The 24,409-nt window shown below is 67.6% G+C and carries 23 protein-coding genes; 1 reads left to right on the forward strand and 22 read right to left on the reverse strand.

Going from position 1 to position 24,409, the window contains the following annotated elements; genetic code table 11:
• Positions 1-4: 4 nt before the first annotated feature.
• From HMPREF3167_RS02975 to rimP, 11 genes are all read right to left on the reverse strand, one after another.
• Positions 5-1,030 carry an ABC transporter ATP-binding protein gene (locus HMPREF3167_RS02975; protein WP_070445413.1) on the reverse strand — a complete coding sequence of 342 codons (1,026 nt, stop codon included), beginning with the start codon at positions 1,028-1,030 and terminating at the stop codon, positions 5-7.
• Positions 1,006-3,408 (reverse strand): extracellular solute-binding protein, encoded by a 2,403-nt coding sequence (locus tag HMPREF3167_RS02980; protein ID WP_070445414.1) that lies wholly within the window; start codon positions 3,406-3,408, stop codon positions 1,006-1,008. The genes HMPREF3167_RS02975 and HMPREF3167_RS02980 overlap by 25 nt, the downstream gene beginning before the upstream one ends.
• A 54-nt stretch (positions 3,409-3,462) precedes the next feature.
• Positions 3,463-4,869: an MFS transporter gene (locus HMPREF3167_RS02985; protein WP_068538418.1), complete on the reverse strand. Its 1,407-nt coding sequence runs from the start codon at positions 4,867-4,869 to the stop codon at positions 3,463-3,465.
• 103 nt (positions 4,870-4,972) lie between these two features.
• Positions 4,973-5,665: a response regulator transcription factor gene (locus HMPREF3167_RS02990; protein WP_068538419.1), complete on the reverse strand. Its 693-nt coding sequence runs from the start codon at positions 5,663-5,665 to the stop codon at positions 4,973-4,975.
• Positions 5,662-6,447: a sensor histidine kinase gene (locus HMPREF3167_RS02995; RefSeq protein WP_068538420.1), complete on the reverse strand. Its 786-nt coding sequence runs from the start codon at positions 6,445-6,447 to the stop codon at positions 5,662-5,664. The genes HMPREF3167_RS02990 and HMPREF3167_RS02995 overlap by 4 nt, the downstream gene beginning before the upstream one ends.
• The gene (gene truB, locus HMPREF3167_RS03000) at positions 6,444-7,463 is read right to left on the reverse strand and encodes a tRNA pseudouridine(55) synthase TruB (protein WP_244899196.1); all 1,020 of its coding nucleotides are present in this window, start codon (positions 7,461-7,463) and stop codon (positions 6,444-6,446) included. The genes HMPREF3167_RS02995 and truB overlap by 4 nt, the downstream gene beginning before the upstream one ends.
• A complete protein-coding gene (gene rbfA, locus HMPREF3167_RS03005; protein WP_062612087.1) occupies positions 7,463-7,900 on the reverse strand; it encodes a 30S ribosome-binding factor RbfA in 438 nt (145 codons plus the stop codon). Before rbfA ends, truB begins: the two co-directional genes overlap by 1 nt.
• A gap of 75 nt (positions 7,901-7,975) precedes the next feature.
• Positions 7,976-10,714: a translation initiation factor IF-2 gene (infB, locus tag HMPREF3167_RS03010; RefSeq protein WP_070445417.1), complete on the reverse strand. Its 2,739-nt coding sequence runs from the start codon at positions 10,712-10,714 to the stop codon at positions 7,976-7,978.
• A gap of 101 nt (positions 10,715-10,815) precedes the next feature.
• The gene (locus HMPREF3167_RS10170) at positions 10,816-11,100 is read right to left on the reverse strand and encodes a YlxR family protein (RefSeq protein ID WP_083200511.1); all 285 of its coding nucleotides are present in this window, start codon (positions 11,098-11,100) and stop codon (positions 10,816-10,818) included.
• A 55-nt stretch (positions 11,101-11,155) separates the two neighbouring features.
• Positions 11,156-12,157, reverse strand: coding sequence for a transcription termination factor NusA (gene nusA, locus HMPREF3167_RS03015; RefSeq protein ID WP_062612082.1), 1,002 nt, complete (start codon positions 12,155-12,157; stop codon positions 11,156-11,158).
• An 8-nt stretch (positions 12,158-12,165) separates the two neighbouring features.
• Complete coding sequence (rimP, locus tag HMPREF3167_RS03020; protein WP_062612080.1) at positions 12,166-12,615, reverse strand: ribosome maturation factor RimP; 450 nt, start codon at positions 12,613-12,615, stop codon at positions 12,166-12,168.
• A 39-nt stretch (positions 12,616-12,654) separates the two neighbouring features.
• Between rimP and HMPREF3167_RS03025 the strand changes: the two genes are divergently transcribed.
• The gene (locus HMPREF3167_RS03025; protein WP_068538422.1) at positions 12,655-13,482 is read left to right on the forward strand and encodes a hypothetical protein; all 828 of its coding nucleotides are present in this window, start codon (positions 12,655-12,657) and stop codon (positions 13,480-13,482) included.
• On the opposite strand, the gene HMPREF3167_RS03030 is transcribed toward HMPREF3167_RS03025, so the two are convergent.
• The 11 genes from HMPREF3167_RS03030 to HMPREF3167_RS03080 all read right to left on the reverse strand — a co-directional run bounded on the left by HMPREF3167_RS03030 (position 13,479) and on the right by HMPREF3167_RS03080 (position 24,350).
• Positions 13,479-15,257, reverse strand: a complete 1,779-nt coding sequence (locus tag HMPREF3167_RS03030; protein ID WP_068538423.1) for a proline--tRNA ligase — start codon at positions 15,255-15,257, stop codon at positions 13,479-13,481. The two genes, HMPREF3167_RS03025 and HMPREF3167_RS03030, sit on opposite strands and share 4 nt — an antisense overlap.
• 139 nt (positions 15,258-15,396) lie before the next feature.
• Positions 15,397-16,248, reverse strand: a complete 852-nt coding sequence (locus tag HMPREF3167_RS03035) for a GNAT family N-acetyltransferase (RefSeq protein WP_062612074.1) — start codon at positions 16,246-16,248, stop codon at positions 15,397-15,399.
• Positions 16,248-17,384, reverse strand: coding sequence for a flavodoxin-dependent (E)-4-hydroxy-3-methylbut-2-enyl-diphosphate synthase (ispG, locus tag HMPREF3167_RS03040; protein ID WP_068538424.1), 1,137 nt, complete (start codon positions 17,382-17,384; stop codon positions 16,248-16,250). The genes HMPREF3167_RS03035 and ispG overlap by 1 nt, the downstream gene beginning before the upstream one ends.
• Before the next feature lie 71 nt (positions 17,385-17,455).
• Positions 17,456-18,727, reverse strand: coding sequence for a M50 family metallopeptidase (locus HMPREF3167_RS03045; RefSeq protein ID WP_062612070.1), 1,272 nt, complete (start codon positions 18,725-18,727; stop codon positions 17,456-17,458).
• Complete coding sequence (gene dxr, locus HMPREF3167_RS03050; RefSeq protein ID WP_062612068.1) at positions 18,727-19,938, reverse strand: 1-deoxy-D-xylulose-5-phosphate reductoisomerase; 1,212 nt, start codon at positions 19,936-19,938, stop codon at positions 18,727-18,729. Before dxr ends, HMPREF3167_RS03045 begins: the two co-directional genes overlap by 1 nt.
• On the reverse strand, positions 19,938-20,483 hold the full coding sequence (locus tag HMPREF3167_RS03055; protein WP_070445420.1) for a cell division protein DivIVA: 546 nt from the start codon (positions 20,481-20,483) through the stop codon (positions 19,938-19,940). Before HMPREF3167_RS03055 ends, dxr begins: the two co-directional genes overlap by 1 nt.
• On the reverse strand, positions 20,480-21,757 hold the full coding sequence (rlmN, locus tag HMPREF3167_RS03060) for a dual-specificity RNA methyltransferase RlmN (protein ID WP_062612063.1): 1,278 nt from the start codon (positions 21,755-21,757) through the stop codon (positions 20,480-20,482). Before rlmN ends, HMPREF3167_RS03055 begins: the two co-directional genes overlap by 4 nt.
• A 10-nt stretch (positions 21,758-21,767) precedes the next feature.
• Entirely contained in the window at positions 21,768-22,652 is an 885-nt protein-coding gene (locus HMPREF3167_RS03065; protein ID WP_062612061.1) for a phosphatidate cytidylyltransferase, read from the reverse strand.
• Positions 22,652-23,209 (reverse strand): ribosome recycling factor, encoded by a 558-nt coding sequence (gene frr / locus HMPREF3167_RS03070; protein WP_062612059.1) that lies wholly within the window; start codon positions 23,207-23,209, stop codon positions 22,652-22,654. Before frr ends, HMPREF3167_RS03065 begins: the two co-directional genes overlap by 1 nt.
• A gap of 7 nt (positions 23,210-23,216) precedes the next feature.
• The gene (gene pyrH, locus HMPREF3167_RS03075; RefSeq protein ID WP_068538427.1) at positions 23,217-23,939 is read right to left on the reverse strand and encodes a UMP kinase; all 723 of its coding nucleotides are present in this window, start codon (positions 23,937-23,939) and stop codon (positions 23,217-23,219) included.
• 30 nt (positions 23,940-23,969) lie between these two features.
• A complete protein-coding gene (locus HMPREF3167_RS03080) occupies positions 23,970-24,350 on the reverse strand; it encodes an RNA-binding S4 domain-containing protein (protein ID WP_062612055.1) in 381 nt (126 codons plus the stop codon).
• Positions 24,351-24,409 lie beyond the last annotated feature (59 nt).

A 24,409-nucleotide genomic window follows, 5' to 3' on the forward strand; every position in this document is an offset into this window, starting at 1 on the left:
GACGTCAGGATTGCGCTTCCACGAACCAGCCGTACGTGAAGACCACGCCGAGCTCTTGCCCCACCTCTCGCGTCCGCATGGTTTCCGGCTCGGTCACCACGAGGGTGCCGAGCGGCGTCTCCACCTCGTACTCCATGTGCGTGCGCGCGAAGATGGCACGCATGACCCGGCCGGTCACCATCCCCTGTTCCGGTTCGGTGAGCGCAAGGGTCTCCGGCGGCACGACGACGTCGGCCCGGCCCGGTACGAGTTGCTGGACGGTGGGCAGCCCCAGCCAGACTCGCCCAAACTCCACGTGTGCCACGCCCTCGCTGGCCCGGCTGATCTTGGCGCTCAGGATGTTGGGGATGCCCATGACGCGCGCGCAGAATGCGGTGGCGGGCTGACGGTAGAGCTCGGCCGGCCTTGCGCACTGGACGATGCGCCCGCGATCCATGATCGCCATGGTATCTCCAAGCCGGCATGCCTCCTCCACGTCGTGGGTGACGTAGATGGCGGCGATCTTGTTGCGCCGCACCTGCTCGATAATCGTGGATTGGATCGAGGCGCGCAGGGAGGGATCGACGTGGACGAGCGGCTCGTCGAGGAGGAGGATTCGCGGTCGGCGAACGAGGGTGCGGGCGAGGGCCACGCGCTGGGTCTGCCCGCCCGACAGGTGCTCCACGCCCACGTGTGCCAGGCCCAGGATGTTGAGTTGGGCGAGCGTGAGGTTGACCAGGTCCTCGCACTGGGAGGGGGCAAGGCCGGTGTCGTCGAGCCCGAAGGCGACGTTGTCCCACACGTCGCGGCCGGGAAAGAGCACGGAGTCTTGGAAGACCGTGCCCGTGGGGCGCCTGTGCATGGGCAGAGAGTCCAGGTCACGGCCGAAGCTGATGCGCCCCGAAGCCCGGATGGCCCCCGAGATGGCGTGGACCAGGGTGGACTTGCCGCACCCGGATGGCCCGACGATCGAAAGGACCTGCCCGGGTTCCACCCGCAACGACACGTCCTGCACTATCCCCGCGCTCACACGGTCGACGACGAGCGCCATCGCTTCCTCCTCACTTCGATCCACAGCACGCCGGCCACCGCCAGCAGGGAGATCACCAGCATGCTCATGATGATGCTCAGGCCGAACGCTTGCCCGTCTGCGGCGGCGGCGACCTGACTTTGGACGGCCAGAGGGGTCAGGGCAAGTCTGCCCCCGACGTCGATAAAGATGGCCGGCGCGCTGCGCGTGAGGACCAGGCCCGTCAGCAGCGCGACCGCGATCGTGAGGGTGGGCCACACGATCGGGAGAAGCTCGCCGGCCAGGCGCAAGCGGTAGGCCCCCGCGTCACGCATGGCAGCAACGAAGGGCCGGATGTCGAGGCGGACGATCACCATCGCCAGCACCGCCAGCGGCAGCACCAGCAGCAGGTAGGCCAACACCACCCCGAGGAAGCCCTGGTAGAGCGAATCGACGCCCACGATCGGCGGCACCAGCTTCGCGCCGGCCAGCTCCATCCAGTCGCTGTGCAGGGCACTGACGAACACCCCGCCGGTGGTCTGCGCACTAAGGACGAGCACGAGCGAGGGATAGACGAGCAGGTGTGCGCGGCGCACGGGCACGGCCATGACGATAAGGCCGGCGAGGATGAGGGCGACGGTCACGACGACGAGGAGGATGGCCACGGTCGTCGTGACGGACAGGGAGGCAGAGCGCCTCGCGTTGGCCGCCACGATCCAGGCGAGCGCCACCAGGGGAACTGCGAGCGCGAACAGCAGGCCAGCCCAGGGCTGCGGGGCCGGCGGGCTGGGTGAGCCGGGGTCGACACTGCGGATCCGCGCCGTCAGCGCCCGGCTGAGCGGGAGCGAAACGAGCGCCGCGATCGCACACGAAATAGCGAGGGCCGCGGGCATGGCACCGGGCCGGTTGGTCGACATGCCGATGAGGATCTCGGAGGCGAAATACCGCCGCGTGCCACCAAAGACAAGGGTGAGCGTGGGGTCGGTGAGGGTGAGCAGGCCGGCCACGGCCGTGGCCATGAGAACGCCCCGGGCCGCTTGCGGCGCCACCAGCCTGGCGGCGATCGCGGAGCGCGGCAGACCGAGTGCCCTGGCCTCGATGAGATGGCGATCACCCACGGCCGCCAGGGCCAGGAGCGACACAGCAAAGCCGATCGGCACCGAGGAGATCGCGCTGGCGAGGATCACCACGCCCGTACCGTCCACGTCCAGGCCGAAGGGAGGGTAGGTCAGGGCCAGCGCCCACGTGGCCGGCGGCAGAAGGAAGGGCGTGACGGCCAGCATGGCAGTGAGCACGCGGAAGCGGCCGAAGCGGTAGCCGAGCGCCAGGGCCATGCCCGCCAGCGCGGAGACGAGCCCGGCGGCCAGCGCCACGACCAGGCTGCGCGGCAACGCCTCCAGGTAGGGCGAATCGCCCAGCCGGTCACGCTCCCACGTCGCGATGAGCTCGGAGCGGTGGGCGCCCGCCCGCTCGATGTCCTCCCCGAAGATCGGCACCGCCACGGCATCGAGCGTGGTGCTCAGGTTACCAGCGAGCGCCGCCGACGTCGGATACTGCGTGGAAGCCGCCGCACTCACCATCTGCCCCTCATCGGCGATGGCGTAGCCGACAAAGGCCTCGGCCAGCTCGGGGCGCGTGGTCCCGGCCAGCACCCCCACCGAGCCGATCTCGAAACCGACACCGTCGGCGAAGTAGACCGGGTGGACCGCCTTGCCAGCGTTCCGCTCCGCCAGACAGTAGGAGTCAAAGGTGAGAGCCAGGGGAAGCCGCCCGCCGGCCACGATCGGCGCGGGGAACGTGCCCGACGTGGTGTAGGTGCCCACATTCTTCTCCAGCGCCCGATAGTAGGCCCGTGCCCCGTCCTCCGAGCCAAGCCGCTCGACCTGGCTCCACAAGATCGTGGCCGCCGTTCCCGACGTCGACGGGTGCGGCATCGCGATCGCATCGGCGTAGGCCGGGTCGATGAGGGCGTCCCACGAAACTGGCGCCACGGCGTCGTTGGCCACGCACAGGCTGAGTACGCCGCCGTAAATCCCAAACCAGCGCCGGCCGGGATCCTTCCAGCGCCCCGGGATCGAGTTGGCCGGCTCGCTCGCAAGCGGGCGCAGCAGACCGTCGGCGGCGGCCTGGGTGTAGGCCTCGGCTGGGCCGCCCATCCACACGTCGAACTCGCCGCGCGCGTTGGGCGAGGAGATGTGGGCGAGGGCCTGCGACGTCGGCACGCGCACCACCAGCGCATTCACCCCCTGAGCCGCCTCGAAGGAGTGCGCCACCGCCTCGCACGCCTCGGCCTTGTTCGAGCACAGGATGGTCAGGTCCGGCTCCGTCTGACGTGTGAGGAGCGCCCCGATGATTCCCACCGCGATCAGCGGCGCCACCACGAGCCAGGCATGGCGGTGGAACCAACGGGAATGACGCATAGAAGAGAGCATAGTCGCGCTACTTCCTTCTATGCGCCATCCCGCACTCGCCGATTACTCGTTGCCCTGAGTCTCCAGGCGTATGAGTTCCTCGCGAGCCTCCATCATCTTCCTCTCATCCTTACCCACGATCATCATGAGGACGAAGGCGAGGACCACGATGGCGGTCAGCGTGGCGTACGTGACGTTCCAGCCGAAGCGGTCAATGAGGATGCCGACGCCGGTCGAGGCGAGCGTTGCGCCGAGCAGATAACCGAACATGCCGGTGAAGCCCGCCGCGGTGCCCGCCACCTCGCGCGGCGAGAGGTCAATGGCCTGCAGGCCGATGAGCATGACGGGGCCGTAAATGAGGCCACCGATAATGGCGATGAGCACGTAGAAGATCCAGATCGGGGCGGTGGCCGGCAGCTGCCAGTAGGCCACGAGCGCGATACCCACGCCGGCGATGAACAGCATGCCTGCGCCCGAACGCCAGCCCTTGAACACCTTGTCCGAGATCCAGCCGCACAGGATCGTGCCGACAATGCCCGCCAGCTCGTAGATCGCAAACCCGATGATGCCGGTCTTGATGTTCGCGCCATGGATGACGTCGGTGAGGTAGACCGGGATCCAGGACAGCACGCCGTAGCGCAGTGTGTAGACGAACACGTTGGCGATGGCGAGCAGCACCACCACGCGGTTGGTGAGGACGTGCTTGAACAGCATCGTCTTCCACGGCAGGTTCTTCTCCTTGCTCTCCACCTTCGCCGGGTCGTTACGGTACTCCTCGATCGGGGGCAGGCCCACCGCCTCCGGCCGATCGCGCAGCATGAAGAAGATGAGCACGGCGATGACGAGCGCCACGATGCCGGGGACGAGGAACGCAGGCGTCCAGTCCGAATCGGAGGTCTGGAACTGGTCCAGCGCCCACACGGCCAGCAGGCCCAGGCCACCGGCGCCGACGTTGTGAGCGGTGTTCCACAGCGACGTCATCCAGCCGCGCTCGGAGGTGGAGAACCAATGCACGAGGATGCGGCCCGACGGCGGCCAGCCCATGCCCTGCGCCCAGCCGTTGATGAACATGACGGTGGCGAAGATCCCCACCGACCCCACGATCGAGGGCACGAAGGAGATGACGATGTTGATGATGGCCGACAGGGCCAGGCCGATCGGCATGAAGTAGCGGGCGTTAGCTCGATCTGAGAGCATCGCCATGAAGAACTTCGACAGGCCGTAGGAGAAGAGAACGGCGTTGGCCACAATGCCAATCCCGACCGTGTTCATCAGGTCATATTCCTTGAGCAGGCCCGAGACCAAGGAGACGTTGTTGCGGATGAGGTAGAAGGCTGCATACCCGATGAAGATGCCCATGAAGACCTGCCAGCGCATGCGCTTATAGGTCTTGTCAATCTTCTCTTCGGGGAGCCGGGGCGCGGCCGGCGGTGCTAAGAGCACACCGAGCCCGCGTGATGTCTGTGCCATGATTGTCCCTTTCGCATGAGCGCATCGTTGCGCCGATACGTCGATGCTAAAAGGGGGCCAGTAACAGCGCCGGAAGGCAAAGTTACACTTGGTAACCGGCCCGTTACTCTTGGGCCGAGGCTTGCTCCTGGACCGAGTAGCCCTCCCCGCGGTGCGAGCGGATCACGACGCCGACCCCGGACTTCTCCAGCGTCTTACGCGTGCGGTAGATCGCGGTTTTGAGCATCTCGCGCCCGCCGTGGTGGTCGGGGGCGCCCCACGCCTCGTTGAGGAGCTGACGGTGGGTGACCACGGCGCCGGCGTGGCGAATGAGGGTGGTGAGGAGGCGGACCTCGGTGGCGGAGATGTTGAGGCGACGCCCGCGCCACGTGGCCTCGAGCCGGTCCGCGTCCACCACCAGCTCGCCGATGGACTCGCGCACCTCATCCGGGTAGCTGCGCCGCAAGAGGGCCTGGGCGCGCAGCGCCAACTCCTGGGGCGAAAACGGCTTGGTGATGTAGTCGTCCGCGCCGGCCTCCAGGCCTCTGATGCGGTCCTCCACGTCCGAGCGGGCGGTGAGCAAGATGATCGGCAGGTCACCGACCTGGGAGCGGATGCGCGCGGTCAGGTCGAGCCCCGAACCGTGCGGGAGCATGATGTCGAGGACCGCAAGGTGAAAGTGGGAAGTGGACAGCAGTTGCCACGCCTCGGCGGCGCTGGCCGCCGTTAGGCACGTAAATCCTTTGGATTCGAGGGCGAAGGTGACGATGGCGAGCATCTGCGGCTCGTCGTCCACCACAAGGACGCGCGGCATCATTCACCTCCCGGATTGCCCAGCGGCAGGAGCACCACGATCGTGGTGCCGACGTCGGGGCGGGTATCAACCATGATCTTTCCGCCGTGTGCCGCCACAATTTCCTGTGAGACGAGCATACCAATGCCCGAACCCGGCCGGCGGCTCGATCCGGTGGCGAACGGGGTGAAAAAGCGTTCCAGATCCGCGCTGTCCATCCCGTTACCGTGGTCGGTGACCTCGAGCAGGGCTCCCCCGTCCTCCGCCTGGTTCACCCGCACGCGCACCCCGTCCTCGCCCTCCGAGTGGCGGATGGCGTTGTTGACGAGGTTCCACACGAGCTGGCGGATGAGCTGCTCGTCGGCATACAGCGGCAGGATCCCACCACGCACGTCCACCAGGATCGGGATGTCAGTGGTGCGGCGCAGGGACTGGGCGGCATCCCCCACGACGTCGCGGATATCCACCAGGTCGAGCCGTAGCGCCGCCCCGTCCTTAAGCCGGCGCTGGACGAGCGAGTTCTCCGCGATTCCGATCGCCTGGGTGGCATTATCGAAGATCGTGGACACGAAGCTAGCCTGGGTCTCGTTCAGCGGGCCGGGGCTCTCCCCCATGAGGAGCTCGGCCGAGGCCTCGATGAGCGACAGCGGCGTGCGGATCTCGTGGGCGACCACCGCCGGCTGGCTCTCATACCGCGTGACTTCCACGCGCGCACGCTCCAATTCTGAGGTCAGGCGACTGTTGAGGACGGCGAGCCTGGCAATGATCCCCGCCGCGACCACCGCGATGATGATGGCCGCGATCATAGCGTGAGCTGCAGATCCGGCTTGAGCTTGCCCGAGCGGGGCGAGACCAGCGCCGCCGGCTCGTCGCCCACGAACGTGGCAGCAGGCCAGGGCTCGCCGCGCGTTCCCTCCGTGGAGGCCGTCCGCTTGTCGATGAACAGACCGTTGCGCAGGGCGCGGGCCTCGGCGTCGTCGATCGCCATGACGGGGAAGACCTGCCGGCACACTTGCGCCATCGAGGCCGCGGGCAACTGCTCCCCTATGCTTGCCAGGTCACGCAGCTGGGCGACCGTCCGCGCGTCGTCGACGTGCCAGGGCCCGATCTGCGTGCGGCGCAGGGAGGTTAAGTGCGCGCGGGTTCCGAGCGCCTCGCCGACGTCGCGGGCAAGCGCCCGCACGTACGTTCCGCTCGATGCGGTGACGACGACGTCGAAGTCGGCAACCGCCACATTCCGCCCGCCGAGCTGGATCTGACTGCGCTCGACCAGGCCGGTGCGCTCGAAGCGCTCGATGCGGATGGGGCGGGCGGCGAGCTCGACGCTCTCCCCCTCACGCGCCAAATCATGGGCGCGCTTGCCATCCACCTTGATCGCGGAGACCGTGGAGGGCACCTGCATGATGTCGCCCGTGAGGGCGGCCAGCGCCGCGTCGATCGCCGCGTCCGAGGCCACCGGCGGTTCGGCCGGCGTCAGCTCGCCCTCGGCGTCGTCGGTACTTGATCCGACCCCGAGCCGGATGCGCGCCTCGTAGGTCTTGTCCGCGCCCACGAGGTACTGGATGAGCTTCGTCAGCCGGCCGGTGGCCACGATGAGCAGGCCGGTAGCCATCGGGTCAAGCGTGCCGGCGTGGCCCACCTGCCGGGTGGCGCCCAGGCGGCGCAGCGCGCCGACCACATCGTGCGAGGTCACGCCGCGATCCTTGTCGATCAGCAGCAGCCCCTCACACGGCGCCTCGCCGCGCGGCAACTCGCCCCAGGGCTTCGGGCGCGCCTGGCGGGCGATGGCCCGCTGGCGGTTCCGCTCCCGCCCCTTCGGCACTACTCCTCGCCCTCGGCGTCCTCGAACTGGCTGCGGTAGGGGTTCTCCCCGCCCGCGGGCACGGCGCCCTCGGCGCGCTTGCGGATGTCATCATCGCGCTGGCGGGCAGCCGCGAGCAGGTCCTCCATCGCGCGGGACGATTCGGGGAGGGAATCGAGCAGGAACTCGATCGACGGGGTCAAGCGCAGGCCGAGCTGCTTGCCCACCGCCGAACGGATCATCCCCTTCGCCGACTCGAGCGCGTGGCCCGACTGACGGCGCTCCTCCTCCGATCCCATCACCGTGTAAAACACGGAGGCATGCTGGAGGTCCCCCGTCACGCGCACGTCGGTCACCGTCACCATTCCCAGGCGCGGGTCCTTCAACTTGGTATCGATAAGCCGGGCAACGATCTGGTGAATCTGATCCGCTACCCGATCAACACGTGTATTGGCCATGGTTCTCCTTTGCGTCAGGCGCCCGCATGCGGGCGCGAATGCCGCGGGGCGCCTCCCCGGCGCCCCGCGTGCCACTTAGTCGCGCGGCTTTTCGCGCATCTCCCATGTCTCGATGATGTCGCCCTCGGCGATGTCGTTGAAGCCGAGCGTGATACCACACTCGTATCCCTCACGAACCACCGTCACGTCATCCTTCTCGCGGCGCAGGGACTCGATCGTCAGCTCCGGAGCAACAACCACGCCATCGCGCACCAGGCGCGCCTTGTGGCCACGGTTGATCGTGCCGCTGCGCACGATCGAGCCCGCGATGTTGCCGAACTTGCCCGAGCGGAACACCTGGCGGATCTCCGCGGTGCCCACCTCGACCTCTTCGTAGATCGGCTTGAGCTTGCCCTTGAGCGCGGCCTCGACCTCGTCGATCGCGGAGTAGATGACGTTGTAGAACTTCATCTCCACGCCTTCCTGGTCGGCCAGCTCCTGCACCCGCTCGGCGGGGCGGACGTTGAAGCCGATGATGACCGCGTTATCCACGGTCGCCAGGTCCACGTCCGACTGGGTGACAGCACCCACGCCGCGGTGGATGACCTGCAACTCGACCTCGCCCTGGCCCACCTCGATCTCGAGGAGGCTGGCCTCGAGGGCCTCAACCGAACCGGAGGAGTCACCCTTGATGATGAGGTTGAGGGTCTCAACCTTGCCCTCCTCGATCGCGGCCGTGAGGTCCTCGAGCGAGATGCGCTTGCGGCGCTTGGCCAGCGTGGCGGCGCGCTTGGCCGCCTCGCGGCGCTCGGCGATCTGGCGGGCGGTGCGGTCGTCGTCGGCAACAATGAGCTGGTCGCCAGCACCCGGCACCGAGGTCAGGCCCAGCACCTGGACGGGGCGCGACGGTCCGGCCTCGTCCACGTTGTTACCGTGCTCGTCAATCATCGCGCGCACGCGGCCGTAGGCCGTGCCCACCACGATCGAATCGCCAATGTGGAGCGTGCCGTCCTGAATGAGGGCGGTGATGACTGAGCCGCGGCCCTGGTCGAGCTTCGCCTCGATCGCCACACCGCGCGCGGCCTTGTCCGGGTCCGCCTTCGGCTCCACGAGGATGTCCGAGGTGGCGACCACGGTGGACAACAGCTCGCCGATGTTGATGCGCTGCTTGGCCGAGATGTCCACGAACGGCACGTCGCCGCCGTAATCTTCCGCCACCAGGCCGTACTCGGTCAGCTGTGCGCGGACCTTCGCCGGGTTCGCGCCGTCGACGTCGATCTTGTTGACGGCCACCACGATCGGCACGTCAGCCGCCTGCACGTGGTTGATCGCCTCCACGGTCTGCGGCATGACGCCGTCGTTCGCGGCCACCACGAGGATGGCGACGTCGGTGACGTCCGCACCGCGGGCACGCATCTGCGTGAACGCCTCGTGACCCGGGGTATCGATGAAGGTGATCGAGCGGCTTTCGCCCTCCACATCCACGTGCGTCTGGTAAGCGCCGATGTTCTGGGTGATGCCACCAGCCTCGCCCAGCGCCACGTCCTCATTGCGGATCGCGTCGAGCAGCTTGGTCTTACCGTGATCGACGTGACCCATGACCGTGACCACCGGCGGGCGAGGAAGCAGATCCTCCGGATCGGTCTCCTCGCGCTCGGCTTCCAGATCAATATCGAAGGCCTCGAGGATCTCGCGATCCTCATCCTCCGGGCTCATAATCTTGATGTCGTAGCCGAGCTCGGCACCCAGCAGCTGGAACGTATCCTCATCAAGCGACTGGTTGGCGGTGGCCATCTCGCCCATGCGGAACAGGACTGTCACCAGCGCCGCCGGATCGGCGTCGATACGCTCAGCGAAGTCAGCCAGCGAGGAGCCCGCGCGCACGCGCACAGTCTGCCCGTTGCCGCGCGGCACCGAAATGCCGGCGACCATCGGATTTTGCTGCTCCTCCCACTCCTGGCGCTTCATCCGCTTCGACTTGCGACGGCTACCGCCGTTGCGCTTACCAAACGCTCCGGCCGTGGAACCGCCACGCGCCTTACCGCCGGAGCGGACGAAGCCGCCCCCGCGCTGGTTGTTCGACGTGCCGAAGGTGTTACCACCGGTGGTGGCCGGCCTGCCGCGGCCGCGGCTACGGTTCGCGTCAGTCTTGATGTGCTCCGGCATCATGTTCGGCGACGGGCGCGGACCGCCCGCCGGCTTCGGAGTCTTCTTCGCCGAATCCGAACGCATGCCCTGCTTCGGCGCGAACGGCGAGTTACCCGGACGCGGGCGCCCCATCCCCTGCTTGGACGCAAACGGCGAGTTACCCGGACGCGGACCGCCACGGCGCGGCTGCGGGCGCGGCGGGGCCGCATCGCGCGCGGCCTGGGCCGAGCGAGCGGCCTCACCCGGGGTGGCGATCGTACGCTTGTTGGCCGAGGCCGGGGTGGCCTTCGGTTCGGCTGCCTTCGCCTCGGGCGCCTCCTGCGCCGCATCCTTGTTTTCGTCAGCGACGCGCGGGCCCGGGGCGGGCTTATCGGACGGCTTGGAGGCCATCGCGGCCGGAGTCGGGGCCGACTTCGCGGCAGGCTGAGCCTCCTGCTTGTCGCTGATAGCCGAAGCCGCGGGGGCGGCCTGGGCCTTGGCGGGCGCTTTCTTTGCGCCCTTACCCGAGGGCTTCTTCACATCCTCAGGATGCTTGTCAAAATATTCGCGTGCCTTACGCACGACAGGTGCCTCGATACTCGAGGACGCCGAGGTTACAAATTCGCCACTTTCCTTCAGCACTTCCAAGAGCCTCTTGGACGTCACGCCGATTTCCTTGGCGAGTTCATGTACGCGGACCTTTGCCACAGTTCTCCTTATTCTTTGGTCCGCGCGCTCCGGCGTCAGACCTCTTGCAGACAGCTCATCGCTGGGTACTCATCGGGTGCCCATCGGCTTTCTACCCGCTTTCATCTCTTGGGCTTGCGCCCATCGGTCATTTCTCGAGCCAAGAGGTGCATCGCCTCGTCACTGACCTCGCACCGAAAAGCACGATTCAGCGCACGTTTACGCAACGCCAACTCGACACATTCGGGCGTGGGATGGACCCACGCCCCGCGCCCTCCCGCCGCGCGATCAGGATCGGGGACAGCCGCCCCATCCTTCAGCGCGATACGAAGAAGTTCGTGGGAATGTACAACACCTCGGCAACCGACGCATGTGCGCATGGATACGGAACGAGAGTGTGATGACATACCTAAGCTAGTCTATCCCACCCGCGAAGTACTGGGCACGGCCGGCCCGGGTGAGTTAGCTCAACTCTTGAGCCGAACGCTTATCCTCGGACGCCTTGCGGATGTCGATCGACCACCCGGTCAGCTTCGCGGCCAGGCGCACGTTCTGCGCCTCCTTGCCGATCGCGAGCGAGGCCTGATCGTCGGGCACGATCGCCCGCGCCTGACGCGTGTCACGATTGAGCACATCTACCCGGATGGCGCTGGCCGGCGACAGGGCAGCGGCGATGAAAAGCGCGATGTCGTCGTCGTAATCGACGATGTCGATCTTCTCCCCCTGCAGCTCCTGGGTCACCGCTCGCACGCGCTGCCCGTTCGGGCCGATGCACGCGCCCTTGGCCGCGACAGTCGGGTCATTCGACCACACGGCCACCTTCGAGCGGTGGCCCGCCTCGCGCGCGAGCGCCACGATCTCCACCACCCCGGACTCGATCTCCGGGACCTCGGTGGCGAACAGCTCGCGGACGAAATCCGGGTGCGAGCGCGACAGGCGGATCGACGCCCCGCGCGGGCCGACGTTGATGTCAAGGATGAGGGCGCGGATGAGGTCCCCGTGCTTAAAACGCTCGGTGGGCACCTGCTCCTCAGCCCGCAGCAGGCCGCGGTTGTCGCCCAGCTCCACGAACAGGTCGCGTGATTCGCCCGGGCCGGCCGTGGTGTCCACCGTGCCGGCTACGATCTTGCCCTGCTTGCCCTTGAAATCGCCCAGGATGCGGGCCGATTCGGCGTCACGCAGGCGCTGGGCAATGATCGAGCGAGCGGTGGAAGTGGCAATCCGGCCGAAGTCGTTCGGCGTGTCGTCAAACTCGCCGATGACGTTGCCCTCCTCGTCCTCCTCCGGCGCCCACACCGTCACCACGCCCGTGGAGCGATTGAGCTCGATGCGCGCGCCGCGGATCGCGCCGGGCGCGCGGTTGTAGGCGTGAAGGAGGGCCTCCTCGATCGCGCCGAGCAGGATATCCAGGTCAACCCCGAGCTCGCTTTCAACGATCTTGAGCTCATTCATTGAGATGTCCATGGTTCCTCCTAAAACTCGATCTGTACGTGAGCCTTGGCGATCTGCTCCAGCGCGATCACGCGCTGTTCGCCATCCAGAGCAAGTGTTACGTTATCACCTTCGATGTCCTCAACCCGGCCGGTGAGCGCATCCCCACTCGTGAGCACCACGTTGGCCAGGCGCCCCTGGGCGCGCGAAAAGTGGCGGGCGTCGTTCAGCTTGCGCTCGGCTCCGGGCGTGGAGACCTCCAGCGTGTAGGCCCCCGAAATCGGATCGGCCTCATCAAGCGTGGCGGAAACGGCCCGCGTGGCATCAGCCAGCTGCTCCGAATCCACGTTCCCCGGGCCGGACGGCAGATCGATGGTCACGCGCAACACCGAGTGCTTGCCGGCGCGCGTGAGCTTCACGTCCTCCAGGAAGAGCCCCCGGCCCTCGATGGCGGGCCGGATGAGATCAACGATTTCAGTTACCTTTGACATGCGTGAAATTCTACCCGCGCCGTGTGGCAGGATAAAGTTATGGCACATCGGCAAGGTTCCACGCTGGCATTTATCGGCACACTGTTACTCGGGATCGCGCTGTTCGCGCTCGTCATGGTGGTCATGGGCGCGCACCTGGACCGCGACGTCTCCCCCGCCCCCGCCTCGGACGCCGAGGTCGAGCGCCAGATGCTCGCCGCGCGCGCAACCGTCATCAGCGACGACCCGGCGTTCGCCGACGTCGCCGCGCACTGGGCCGAGGCCCTCGGCGGTGTGTGGGTGCCGTGGCCCGACGGCGCCCCCGAGGGTTACACCAATCCTGTCGAACCCTACGTGGCCGGCAGCGACACCCACGCCGAGCTCCTCGAGCTTTCCCGCGCCGCCCTCGATTCTTCGCTCGGACCGATCGCCACCTCGGTGGGGATCTCCGCCCTCACGCTGGGCGCCACCGATGCCGACCAGTGCGGCGAGTACGAACTGTCCGACCTGGCCCGCTCCCTCAACTCCGGGGTGTCAGTAGCCAACATCGAAACGGCACGCCAGTGGCTCGAGTGGCACGCCGCCACCATCCCGGCCGGCCAGCGCGACGCCGAACTGGCCCGCATCGACGAGCTGACCGACCTGCTCGACGCCCAGCTCGCCTCAGGCGCACCCGACGACCGCCCGGTCATCGCACCCGAACCCGAAGGGCCCTACGTGGAGGACGCCTTCAACCTGCTCATCGACCAACTGGCCTTCTCCGCCACCCAGGCTGACCCGGCTGGCAAGCAGGCGATCGCCAGCTTCGTGTGCCACATGGCGAAGACCCCGGACGCGCCTCTCATCGAGGCGCTGCCCGGGATCGAATTCGCGAATGCGGAAGGCTAGCCGATCATCGCGGTGACCTCGGCCACCGCGTCCGCGAGCGCCACCTCGCGCCGCTCGCCGCTGCGCCGATCGCGCAGCTCGACCTTTCCGTCCTTCAGGCCGCGCCCGACGACCACGCCGTAGGGCACGCCGATGAGCTCGAAGTCCGCGAACTTCACGCCGGCCGAGACCTTCTGGCGGTCGTCGTAGATGACCTCCACGCCGGCCGCGTCCAGCTCGGCGGCAATGGCGGAGGCTGCCTCGAAGATCTCCGCGTCCTTGCCGGTGGCCAGCACGTGTACCACGGCAGGGGCGACGTGGGCGGGCCAGATGAGGCCGGCGTCGTCGTGGTTGAGCTCGGCGAGGGCGGCGACCGCGCGCGAGACGCCGATGCCGTAGGAGCCCATGGTCACCACCACGGACTTGCCGTTCTGGTCGAGCACCGTCAGATCGAGCGCCTCGGCGTACTTGCGGCCCAGCTGGAAGATATGGCCGATCTCCATGCCGCGCTCGATGCGCAGCGGTCCAGACCCGTCGGGGGCCTGGTCGCCGTCGCGTACCTCCACCGCCTCCACGAAGCCGTCCGCCTCGAAGTCGCGGCCGTAGACCACGTTGAAGGCGTGGCGCTGTTCGGCGTCTGCGCCCGTGATCCAGGACGATCCGCGGGCCACGTGCGGGTCAAGGAAGTAGCGCACGGAGCCGGAGATCTCCCCGTCTTCGCCCACCACGCGGTCGGGCGAGTTGGGTCCGATCCGGCTGGGGCCGATGTAGCCGGGCACGAGCTCGGGGTGGGAGGCCAGGTCATCGGCCGTGGCCATCTCGATCTCGGCAGGCGCCATGTTCGCTTCGATGCGCTTGAGGTCCGCCTCGCGGTCACCCGGCATACCGATGACCACGAGCTCGCGCTCCCCGGTGGGGTGGGTAGCCACCACGACCACGTTCTTTAGCGTGTCCGAGGCCTGCCAGGGCCGGTCCTCACGCGGCATGACGTCGTTCGCCAGGTCCACCAGCGCCTCGATGGTCTTGCAGTCCGGGGTGGCCACGACCTCCTGCTCGGGCACGCCCGCGAAGTCCAGCTCCGGTAGCGGCGCGGTGGTCACGGCCTCTGTGTTGGCGGCATACCCGCCGTCGGAGACCACGAACGTGTCCTCGCCCACCTCGATGGGCGAGAGGAACTCCTCCGAGCGCGAGCCGCCCATCGCGCCCGACGTGGCCGCGCAGATGACGTAGGGCAGGCCAAGCCGGGTGAACGTGCGCTCGTAAGCATCGCGCATGATCTGGTAGGAGACATCCAGGCCCGCGTCATCCACATCAAAGGAGTAGGCGTCCTTCATCACGAATTCACGCGTGCGCAGCAGGCCGGCGCGCGGGCGGGCCTCATCGCGGTACTTGGTCTGGAACTGGTACAGGTTCAGCGGCAGGTCCTTGTACGAGCTGCACTGGTCCTTCACCGCGAGGGTGAACATCTCCTCATGCGTGGGCGCCAGCAGGTAGTCGTTCTCGCGGCGGTCCTTGAGTCGGAACAGGTTCGCGCCGTACTCCTCCCAGCGGTTCGTGGCCTCGTACGGCTCGCGCGGGAGCAGGCCCGGGAAGAGCATCTCCTGAGCGCCCGCGGCGTCCAGCTCTTCACGGATAATCTGCTCAACCTTGCGCAGCACCCGCAGGCCGAGCGGCAGCCAGGTGTAGATGCCCGGCGCCACGCGGCGGATGTAGCCTGCGCGCACCAGTAGCTTGTGGGAATCGACCTCGGCGTCGGCCGGATTCTCGCGGAGGGTCTTAACAAAAAGATGAGACATTTTCAGCACAAAGCCAAGTGTATATGCCCCGGCCGACAATTCCGTATTCGGCCACCATGTGTACCGAGCGCACGACGCCGTCGCTCACCTCTACGCCCGAATGCCCGACTCTCCGCGCGCAGCTCCCGCACCGCCCGTCTCACAGCAAGATCGTCGAGTACTCCCCCACGGTCTTAAATCCCGCCTTCTCGTACACACGTACGGCGGGCAGGTTGTAGTCGTTGACGTAGAGGGAGACCGTGGGCGCGATCGTGGCCTGAACCAGCCGCGCCACCTGCACCATCGCGGCGGTGGCAATCCCCTGCCCGCGCAGGTCGGGCGCGGTCCACACGCCCTGGATCTGCGCCACTCCCCCGGCCAGCGCCCCGATGTCGGCCTTGAACTCCACGCGCTCGCGCCCATCCGTGCCCCGCCCGAGCCGCACGAAGGTGTGGCCCGCCCGCACGAGCCCGTGCACCCGGTGCGAATACCCCGAGCCGTAGGTGAGGGGATCGTAGCCGACCTCCTCGGTGAACATCGCCACCGACGCCGGCAACACGATCGCGCCCTCGCCGATGCGCGCCGGGCGCACCTCGGGATCGGGCGCCACGCTCTCACGCCCGGCGTATACCATCGACAGCTGGCTCTCGCGCACCTCACGCGCCACGCCCACCCCGGATTCGATCCGCTCCCACAGGGGCATCACCTGCTCGCGCGGACCCACCAGCGAGGAGAAGATGCGGCGGGTGGACAGGACATGGCCGGCGAGCAGGTCCAGGCCGTCGTCGTCGAAACCAAAGGGGACCAGGTTCGCGCCGTTCCAGGCGACGGCCGTGAGTACACCGGCGTCGTCGAAAAGACCAAGCGCGTGGCTGGGACGCGGCCATCCCTCCTCGATCGGGACGCGGGCCAGGATGGTGGCGACGGGGTCAGTGGCGAGGAGGTCGATGGCCGCCTGCCGGTCGGCCGGTCCCAGCCGGCGTAGCCGCCCGGGCCTGCGCAACCAGCGCACTAGACGATCACTTCGACATGCGAGTCCGGATCCTCGGCAAGCCCCAGCTCCTCGGCCACAATCCGGGCGCGCGCGATGAGGGTCTCCACGATATCCGCCTCCGGCACCGTGTCCACCACCTTGCCGCGCACGAAGATCTGGCCTTTGCCGTTGCCGGACGCGACACCGAGGTCCGCCTCGCGCGCCTCGCCCGGGCCGTTGACCACGCAGCCCATGACGGCCACGCGCAGCGGGAACGTGATGTCTTTCAGGCCTTCGGAGACGTTATTGGCCAGCTCATACACGTCCACCTGCGCGCGCCCACACGAGGGGCAGGAGACGATCTCGAGCTTGCGCGGGCGCAGGTTGAGCGAACGCAGAATCTCCTCGCCCACCTTCACCTCTTCCACCGGCGGGGCGGACAGGGACACGCGGATCGTGTCGCCAATCCCCTGGGAGAGCAGGGCGCCGAAAGCCACGGCCGACTTGATCGTGCCCTGGAACTGCGGGCCGGCCTCGGTCACGCCCAAGTGCAGCGGCCAGTCCCCCGCCTCCGAGAGCAGCTCGTAGGCGCGGACCATCGTCACCGGATCGTGATGCTTGACCGAGATCGCGAAGTCGTGGAAGCCGGCCTCCTCGAACAGGCGCGCCTCGTTGACTGCGGACTCCACGAGGGCCTCCGGGGTGGCCTTGCCGTACTTCTTCAGCAGGCGCGGGTCGAGCGATCCGGCGTTGATGCCGATGCGCATCGCGGTGCCGTTCGCGTTCGCGGCGGCCGCGATCTCCGGGATGCGGTCGTCAAACTTCTTGATGTTGCCCGGGTTCACGCGCACGCCCATGCCCGCATCGATCGCGGCGAACACGTAGCGCGGCTGGAAGTGGATGTCGGCCACCACGGGGATCGTGGCCTGCTGAGCAATGATCTTCAGAGCGTCGGCGTCCTTGTCGGTGGGGCAGGCCACGCGCACGATGTCGCATCCGGCGGCCGTCAGCTCCGCGATCTGCTGGAGGGTGGCGCCGATGTCGTGGGTCTTCGTGGTGGTCATCGACTGCACCGTCACGGGCGCGTCGCCTCCCACGAGCACGTCACCCACCTTGATCTGGCGGGTTTTCTTGCGCCGCCGCAGCACGGCGGGCGCCTCTTTGACGGACGGCATTCCAAGAGAAACTGGTGTATTCACGAACACGATTATGTCACTTCCCGCAAAGATTCCCTACCGAAGGCACGCTAGACGACCGGGTTCACGATATCGGCCACGATCAGCAGGATCGTCATCGCGATCAGCGCGAAGAACACGGCGTTGCTCAGCGGCAGGAGGCGGGCGGTATCGAACGGCCCGGGATCAGCCTTGCCGCGTGCCTTGGCGATCGTGCGCCGGGTGCCTTCGAGGATCGCGCCGAGGATGTGCCCGCCGTCCAGTGGCAGCAGCGGGATCATATTGAACACGAACAGCGACATGTTGAGCCCCGCCAGCAGCATCGTCAGGTCCGCCACCCGGTCCGCCGCCGTGTAGTTCACCGCGTTCGAGGAGGTGATGTTACCGGCGATGTCCGCCACGCCCACGATCCCCACAACCCCGGTCTGGTCGCGCTCCCCACCCGTCACCAGGTTCGTGGCCATGTGCCACAGCTGGGCGGGCAGGGTGAGGACCACCTTGGCAGTCCCTGCGGCGATGGTGGCGGTCACGTCCGCCGCGCGCGTGAACGGCTGGCGCTGGCGCTCGAAGGCCGGCGCGATGCCGGCATACGGCACCTCCCGCACCTCGGCCTCGCCCACTTCGTTCTGCTTGGTCTGCTCCACCGGCACGGGTGTGATAACGACGTCGGCCGGCTCGCCCCCACGCAACACCCGGACCGTCACCTGCCCGGTGCCGCCCTGGGCGATCGCGGCGGAGAGCTCGGGCCACGTGGCCACCTCGCGCCGGCCCCATTCGACGATGACGTCGCCAACCTCCAGCCCGGACAGCGCGGCCGGGCTTGGCTCCTTGCCCTCGCACTGGTCGGCCTCGGCCTGCCCGACGCACGGCATGATCGCCCCCACCGCGGTGGTCGGCTGGGAGATCCCGATGCCGGAGACGACCCCGGCGATGAGGAGGGCGGCGAGCACCAGGTTGGTCAACGGCCCGCCGAACATGACGGCGAGCTTCTTCGGCGCGGTGAGGCGCCAGAAGGCCTGGTGCTCCTCCCCCGGCCCGAGTTCGGCGGCCGAGGCCTGGCGCGCCTCCTCGGCCACCGTGATCTGGCCGTTCTTCTCCACGGGGGTGCCCGGCCTGGCCGGGGCCAGCATGCCCGCGATCCGCACGAAGCCACCGAGCGGGATCGCCTTGATGCCGTACTCGGTGCCGCCCCGGGTGGTCGACCACAGGGTGGGGCCAAAGCCGATGAAGTACTGCGAGACCTTGACCCCAAAGCGCTTGGCGGGCAGCAGGTGGCCCAGCTCGTGGATCGCCACCGAGGCCAGCAGGCCAAGAATGAGGAACGCGATGCCGAGGGCGGCCATCAGCCCAGCCGCTCTCGCGCGGCGCGGCGCGCCCAGGCGTCGGCCGCAAGCACGCCGGCAAGCGAGACCTCGCCGGTCCCATCGAAGGAATCAAGCACGGCCGCCACGGTGTCCACAATGTCGAGGTAACCGATCTGGGAGGCAAGGAAGGCATCCACGCACACCTCGTTCGCCGCGTTCAGCACCGCCGGGTGGAGGGCGGAGGCCGCCACGGCGGAACGGGCCAGGTCGATCGCTGGGAAGACATCGGCGTCGTAGGGCTCAAACGTCCAGGCGGCCGGCACATCCCACGCGCACGGGCGCGCCACGTCCTCCAGGCGCGCGGGCCAGGACAGGCCGAGCCCGATCGGCAGGCGCATGTCAGGCGGGGAGGCCTGGGCGATCGTGGAACCGTCGATGAACTCCACCATCGAGTGAATAATCGACTGCGGGTGGACTACCACCGTAATGTCCGCCGGTGCCACGTCGAACAGCAGGGCCGCCTCGATAAGCTCGAGGCCCTTGTTGATGAGGGTCGAGGAGTTGATCGTCACCACGGGGCCCATCGCCCACGTGGGATGGTTGAGCGCCTGCGCGGGCGTCACGTCCTCAAGCTCGGCGCGGGTGCGGCCGCGGAACGGGCCGCCCGAGGCGGTCAGCACCAGCCGGCGTACCTCGCTCTTGCCGGTCACCACCGGGCTGGTCAGCCCCTTTTCGTGGCGGCCCGAACGCAGGGCCTGCGCGAGCGCCGAATGCTCCGAATCGACCGGTACGATCTGGCCCGGCCACGACATCGCGTCCTTAATCAGCCCGCCGCCGATCACCAGCGACTCCTTGTTCGCCAGCGCCAGCGTGGCGCCCGATCGCAGCGCGGCGAGCGTGGGGCGCAGCCCGATCGAGCCGGTGATGCCGTTGAGCACCACGCCCGAATCCTCCGCCGTGCCGGACAGGAAGCCGGCCAGCTCCACCATCGCCTCCTCGCCGCACGCCACCTCCGGCGCGGGCGCGTCGCCCGCCACGGCCTTCCATGCCTCGGCGAATTCGCCGGCGCGGTCGGCGGCGATTGCCACCCGATCGACGTCGTGGTCAAACGCCTGGCGGGCGAGCAGCTCAATGTTGGCGCCGCCAGCGCCCAGCCCGCGCACGCGGAAACGGCCCGGGTGGGTGGCGATGACGTCGAGGGCCTGGGTTCCGATCGAGCCAGTGGATCCGAGCAGGACGACGTCGCGCATCACTCCACCGCCAGCAGGACGGAGACGGCGTGGTCCAAGAAGACGTCAACCACGGACTCGCGGTAGGCATTGGCACCGCGGGCCGAGCCGAAGGTGGCCCCGCGCACCTCGGCCGACGTCAGCTCCGCCTTGCCCGCAAAGTACTCTGACAGGCGCTCGAGCAGCGCATCGACGTCCGCCTTCTTATAACCACGCCCATCGGCGTCGGCGAAGCGCTCCCCGGCCGGACGGAGCAAGCGCGGGTAGAGGGCCTGGGCCTGCTTGTAGGTGGCGGCGAGCCACGCCTCCTCCCCCTCGGCCTCCATGACCTTGGCCCGGCGACGCTGAACGAACGCCGACTCGAGGCGATCGAGGGCGGCGTCGACCAGCGCGGGCGTGTAACCCTTGCGCACCCAGTCGAACGCGACGCCGCGCACGGCCACCTCGTCAATGTCAATCGACTCGTCCCCGGCGTAGGCCAGCTTGGCCTGCTCAAGGAACTCATCGACCTGGGTCGGGTTGTAGCCGTTGTTGAGGCCGCCGACCCGCTTGAATGTATCCGTCATTTTCTCCCCTGTTCCATCACAGCGAGTTGATCAGCCAAATCGACAGGCTCGGCACGGTGCTCAGCCAGGCGCGCCTCCACCGCTTCCTGGGCCTGCTTCGCGCGACGCGCCACGTTGTCCCGGTCCACGACCTCCGCGGCGAGCTGCCCGCACGCACCGTCGATATCCGAACCGCGCGTGTCCCTAATCGTTGTCGAAATCCCGGCATCGATCAAGGTCTGGACGAACGTGCGTGTCGCCCGATCCGTCGACGCCGTCCAGATGCTTCCCGGCGTGGGGTTGAGCGGAATGGGGTTGACGTGCGCCCAGCCGCGCCCGCGCGCATTGAGCTCAGCCGCCAGCAGCTCCGCCCGCCACTGATGATCGTTCATGTCCTTGATGAGGGCATACTCAATCGAAACGCGCCGGCCCGTGCGCACGAAATAGTGCCGCGCGGCGTCCAGCAGCTCACCCACCTTGTAGCGCGAGTTGATCGGAATGAGGTCATCGCGCAGGCCGTCGTCGGGAGCGTGGAGTGAGACCGCGAGCGTCACCTGTAGCCCCTCCTCGGCCAACTTGAGGATCGCCGGCACCAGGCCCACCGTGGAGACCGTCACGTGGCGGGCCGCCATGCCGAAGCCCTCCGGGGACGGGTCGATCATCCGATGCAACGCCGCCCGCACGGCCGGGTAGTTCGCCATCGGCTCACCCATGCCCATGAACACCACGTTCGTCACCTTCACAGACTCGCCGAGCGCGCCCGACTCGGCGAGCGCCATGTTGAGGCGCAGCTGCTCCACGATCTCGGCCGTGGACAGGTTGCGGGTCAGGCCCGCCTGGCCCGTGGCGCAAAACGGACAAGCCATGCCGCAACCGGCCTGGGAGGACAGACACAGCGTAGCCCGATCCGGGTAGCCCATGAGGACCGACTCCACCACCGCGTCGTCAAACAGCTTCCACAAAACCTTGAGGGTGCGCCCACCATCGGCATACTGCTCGGAGACCTTCTTCACCAAGGGCGGCAGGAGCTGGGACACGATCTCCTCGCGCTGACCTTGGGGCAGGTCTGTCATCTGCGCCGGGGCAGCCGTGCGGTGGTCGAAGTAGTGACGCGAAACCTGGTCGGCACGGAAGGCCGGCAGGCCCATGTCGGCCACGAGGGCGCGGCGCTGCTCGCGATCGAGGTCGGCCAGATGACGCGGAGGCTTGCCGCGCCGCTTTTGCTGGAAGGTGAGCGTGGGGCGCTCGCCGCTCTCCACGCGAGGCTTAACTTGCTTGGGCTGAACGTTCATCATCGTGCCTGCACTATAGCAACCCCAGGCCACCGGCAAACATGAGGTAGCACGCAGGGGCACAAAAAAGGATGGAGTCAATCCGGTCAAGCATGCCGCCGTGGCCGGGGAAGATCGAGCCCATGTCCTTGATCGCGAGGTCGCGCTTGAGCAGCGACTCGGAGAAGTCCCCGGCGGTGGACATGACGGGGGTGACGAGCGCGAACAGAACCACCCACGGCCAGGAAAGGCCCACCATGGACCCCACGAAGAACCAAGCCACGAGGAAGCAGGCGATCACCGAGCCGGCAAAGCCCTCCCAGGACTTCTTCGGCGAGATCGACGGCGAGATCGGGTGCTTGCCAAACAGGACGCCAGCCAGCCAGCCACCCGTGTCGTTCGCCACCGGCAACAGGATGAAGGCCGTAATCACCCAAGCCCCGTGCGGCATCGTCGCCATCGCCACCGCGAAGCTGCCCATGAGCCCGATCCAGCCCAGCGAGAAGCAGCCCGCGAGCGCGTCCGTCACGCCCGCGGCGCGCGCATACCCGTTGACCAGCAACGCTAGGACGCAGGTCACCATGTAGATGATGAGCGCGGCCTGAATCCCGTAGAACCAGGTGCCCACCGCCATCGCTGTCTGGCCCGCGATCAGAACGAGGAGCGGGATCTTGAAATTGCGCGCGAGCAGGGCGCCCGCCATCTCCCACTGCGCGATCCCGAGCGCCACCACTACCAGGCCCGCGAAGACCTCGATGCGGATGAAGATCGACGCCGCCACGAGGGCGAGCAGGATGAGCGCAGTGGGGATGGCCGCCTTGAGGTTGCGGCCGGCCCGAGAATGGGACTCCTCGGGTGGCTTGGGTGGACGCGGAGCAAGCCGCGAGAAAATCGCGGCTTGCGGCTGATCTGAGGGCATCAGATCTCCATGAGGTCTTTCTCTTTGCCCTCGAGCAGCGCGTCCACCTGGTCGGTGAAGCGCTTGGTCAGGGCCTCGAGCTCCTTCTCTGCGCGCTCGACCTCGTCCTCTCCGGCCTCGCCGTCCTTCTTGATCTTCTCCAGGACGTCCTTGGCCTTACGACGCGCGGAGCGCACCGAAATCTTCGACTCCTCGGCCTTCGTGCGGGCGAGCTTGACGTACTCCTTGCGGCGCTCCTCGGTGAGGGCCGGCAGGTTGATGCGCAGCACCTGCCCGTCGTCGGTGGGGTTGACGCCCAGGTCGGCGTCGCGAATCGCCTTCTCGATGTCCTTCATCGCAGTGCGATCGTAGGGGGTGATGATGACCGTGCGCGCCTCGGGCACGGTCACCGAGGCGATCTGCTGCATCTGCGTGGGCGAGCCATAGTAGTCGACGATGAGGGAGGTGAACAGTTCGGGGTTCGCGCGCCCGGAGCGGATCTTGGAAAACTCGTTACGCAGGGCGCCCAGAGCCTTCTCCATCATCTCTTCGCCTTCGAGCAGTGCATCTTCAATCATGGTGTCCTCAGTTCTTTGTTACGAGTGTTCCGATATTTTCGCCGCGCAGAGCACGGGTGACGTTTCCAGGTTCCACCATGCCAAAGACGCGCATTGTCATTCCATTATCTTGACACAGCGAGAATGCGGCCGCGTCAACCACACGCAGGCCCTTGCGAAGCGCGTCGTCGTAGGTGAGGTAATCGAGCTTGACGGCCTCCGGATCCGTGCGCGGGTCCGCGCTGTAAACGCCGTCCACTCCGTTCTTGCCCACGAGTAGTTCGTCGCAACGCAGTTCGAGGGCGCGCTGGGCCGAAACGGTGTCGGTAGAGAAGTAGGGCATGCCGGCGCCGGCCCCGAAGATCACCACGCGCCCCTTCTCCAGGTGGCGGATCGCTCGCAGCGGGATGTAGGCCTCCGCGACCTGCGCCATCGTGATCGCGGTCTGCACGCGGGAGGGAACGCCTGCGCTTTCAAGAAAGTCCTGGAGAGCCACGGCGTTGATGACCGTGCCGAGCATGCCCATGTAGTCGGCACGCGCGCGGTCCATCCCCGCCTCCTGCAGTTCAGCCCCGCGGAAGAAGTTTCCGCCACCGACAACGACGCCGACCTGCACCCCGTCGTTCACCGCCGCGGCGATCTCCCCCGCCACTCGCGTCAAGACCGAGGTGTCGAGTCCAACCTCCCCTCCTCCGAAGACCTCTCCGGAAAGTTTAAGCAGGACACGGCGTCGCCTTTGCGAGTCAGACATGGATGAACCTTTCGTCGGGTGATGACCAGTTTACCGCATTCGCCCGTAGTTCGAATCCCGCCCAAACAGCCGGTCCAGTTCGCGACGCTCGCGCTTGGTGGGCCGCCCGGCGCCGGGCTCGCGCGTGGCGATCGGCACGCAGACCTTGGGCCGGGGCAGGGTCAGGTCCGTGTAGGCTTCCCGGGCCACGGGCGCGCCCACGCGCTTGAGGAGCAGCTGCTTGACCTCGAGGATCCGGTCCCAGCCCTGCACGCGGTAGCGCACGACGTCACCCACCTTCACCTTCGTGGCCGCCTTGACCGGCTCGTCGTTGACCCGCACGTGGCCGGCCCGGCACGCGGCGGTGGCCGCCGAACGGGTCTTCGTTTGCCGCACGGCCCACAGCCACTGATCGATGCGCACGCTTTCCATGACAGACAGTGTAGTCGGTGTCGCGCACCACTCCTCGCCGGTGACCCACGCAACTGACC

Origin of the sequence: Trueperella sp. HMSC08B05 (assembly GCF_001808405.1) — a bacterium.
Taxonomy (GTDB): Bacteria; Actinomycetota; Actinomycetes; order Actinomycetales; family Actinomycetaceae; genus Trueperella; species Trueperella bernardiae.

What these genes read in the sequence shown, in the direction of transcription:
- ispG (WP_068538424.1), bottom strand. Translation starts at nt 17,384, where the DNA reads ATGCCGTCCGTCAAAGAGGCGCCCGCCGTGCTGCGGCGGCGCAAGAAA.
- HMPREF3167_RS02990 (WP_068538419.1), bottom strand. Translation starts at nt 5,665, where the DNA reads ATGATGCCGCGCGTCCTTGTGGTGGACGACGAGCCGCAGATGCTCGCC.
- HMPREF3167_RS03055 (WP_070445420.1), bottom strand. Translation starts at nt 20,483, where the DNA reads ATGACGGATACATTCAAGCGGGTCGGCGGCCTCAACAACGGCTACAAC.
- pyrH (WP_068538427.1), bottom strand. Translation starts at nt 23,939, where the DNA reads ATGTCTGACTCGCAAAGGCGACGCCGTGTCCTGCTTAAACTTTCCGGA.
- rlmN (WP_062612063.1), bottom strand. Translation starts at nt 21,757, where the DNA reads ATGATGAACGTTCAGCCCAAGCAAGTTAAGCCTCGCGTGGAGAGCGGC.
- HMPREF3167_RS03045 (WP_062612070.1), bottom strand. Translation starts at nt 18,727, where the DNA reads ATGGCCGCCCTCGGCATCGCGTTCCTCATTCTTGGCCTGCTGGCCTCG.
- rbfA (WP_062612087.1), bottom strand. Translation starts at nt 7,900, where the DNA reads ATGGCCAATACACGTGTTGATCGGGTAGCGGATCAGATTCACCAGATC.
- HMPREF3167_RS02995 (WP_068538420.1), bottom strand. Translation starts at nt 6,447, where the DNA reads ATGATCGCGGCCATCATCATCGCGGTGGTCGCGGCGGGGATCATTGCC.
- HMPREF3167_RS02975 (WP_070445413.1), bottom strand. Translation starts at nt 1,030, where the DNA reads ATGGCGCTCGTCGTCGACCGTGTGAGCGCGGGGATAGTGCAGGACGTG.
- HMPREF3167_RS03025 (WP_068538422.1), top strand. Translation starts at nt 12,655, where the DNA reads ATGGCACATCGGCAAGGTTCCACGCTGGCATTTATCGGCACACTGTTA.
- rimP (WP_062612080.1), bottom strand. Translation starts at nt 12,615, where the DNA reads ATGTCAAAGGTAACTGAAATCGTTGATCTCATCCGGCCCGCCATCGAG.
- nusA (WP_062612082.1), bottom strand. Translation starts at nt 12,157, where the DNA reads ATGGACATCTCAATGAATGAGCTCAAGATCGTTGAAAGCGAGCTCGGG.
- dxr (WP_062612068.1), bottom strand. Translation starts at nt 19,938, where the DNA reads ATGCGCGACGTCGTCCTGCTCGGATCCACTGGCTCGATCGGAACCCAG.
- HMPREF3167_RS03030 (WP_068538423.1), bottom strand. Translation starts at nt 15,257, where the DNA reads ATGTCTCATCTTTTTGTTAAGACCCTCCGCGAGAATCCGGCCGACGCC.
- HMPREF3167_RS02985 (WP_068538418.1), bottom strand. Translation starts at nt 4,869, where the DNA reads ATGGCACAGACATCACGCGGGCTCGGTGTGCTCTTAGCACCGCCGGCC.
- frr (WP_062612059.1), bottom strand. Translation starts at nt 23,209, where the DNA reads ATGATTGAAGATGCACTGCTCGAAGGCGAAGAGATGATGGAGAAGGCT.
- HMPREF3167_RS03065 (WP_062612061.1), bottom strand. Translation starts at nt 22,652, where the DNA reads ATGCCCTCAGATCAGCCGCAAGCCGCGATTTTCTCGCGGCTTGCTCCG.
- HMPREF3167_RS02980 (WP_070445414.1), bottom strand. Translation starts at nt 3,408, where the DNA reads ATGCGTCATTCCCGTTGGTTCCACCGCCATGCCTGGCTCGTGGTGGCG.
- HMPREF3167_RS03080 (WP_062612055.1), bottom strand. Translation starts at nt 24,350, where the DNA reads ATGGAAAGCGTGCGCATCGATCAGTGGCTGTGGGCCGTGCGGCAAACG.
- HMPREF3167_RS10170 (WP_083200511.1), bottom strand. Translation starts at nt 11,100, where the DNA reads ATGTCATCACACTCTCGTTCCGTATCCATGCGCACATGCGTCGGTTGC.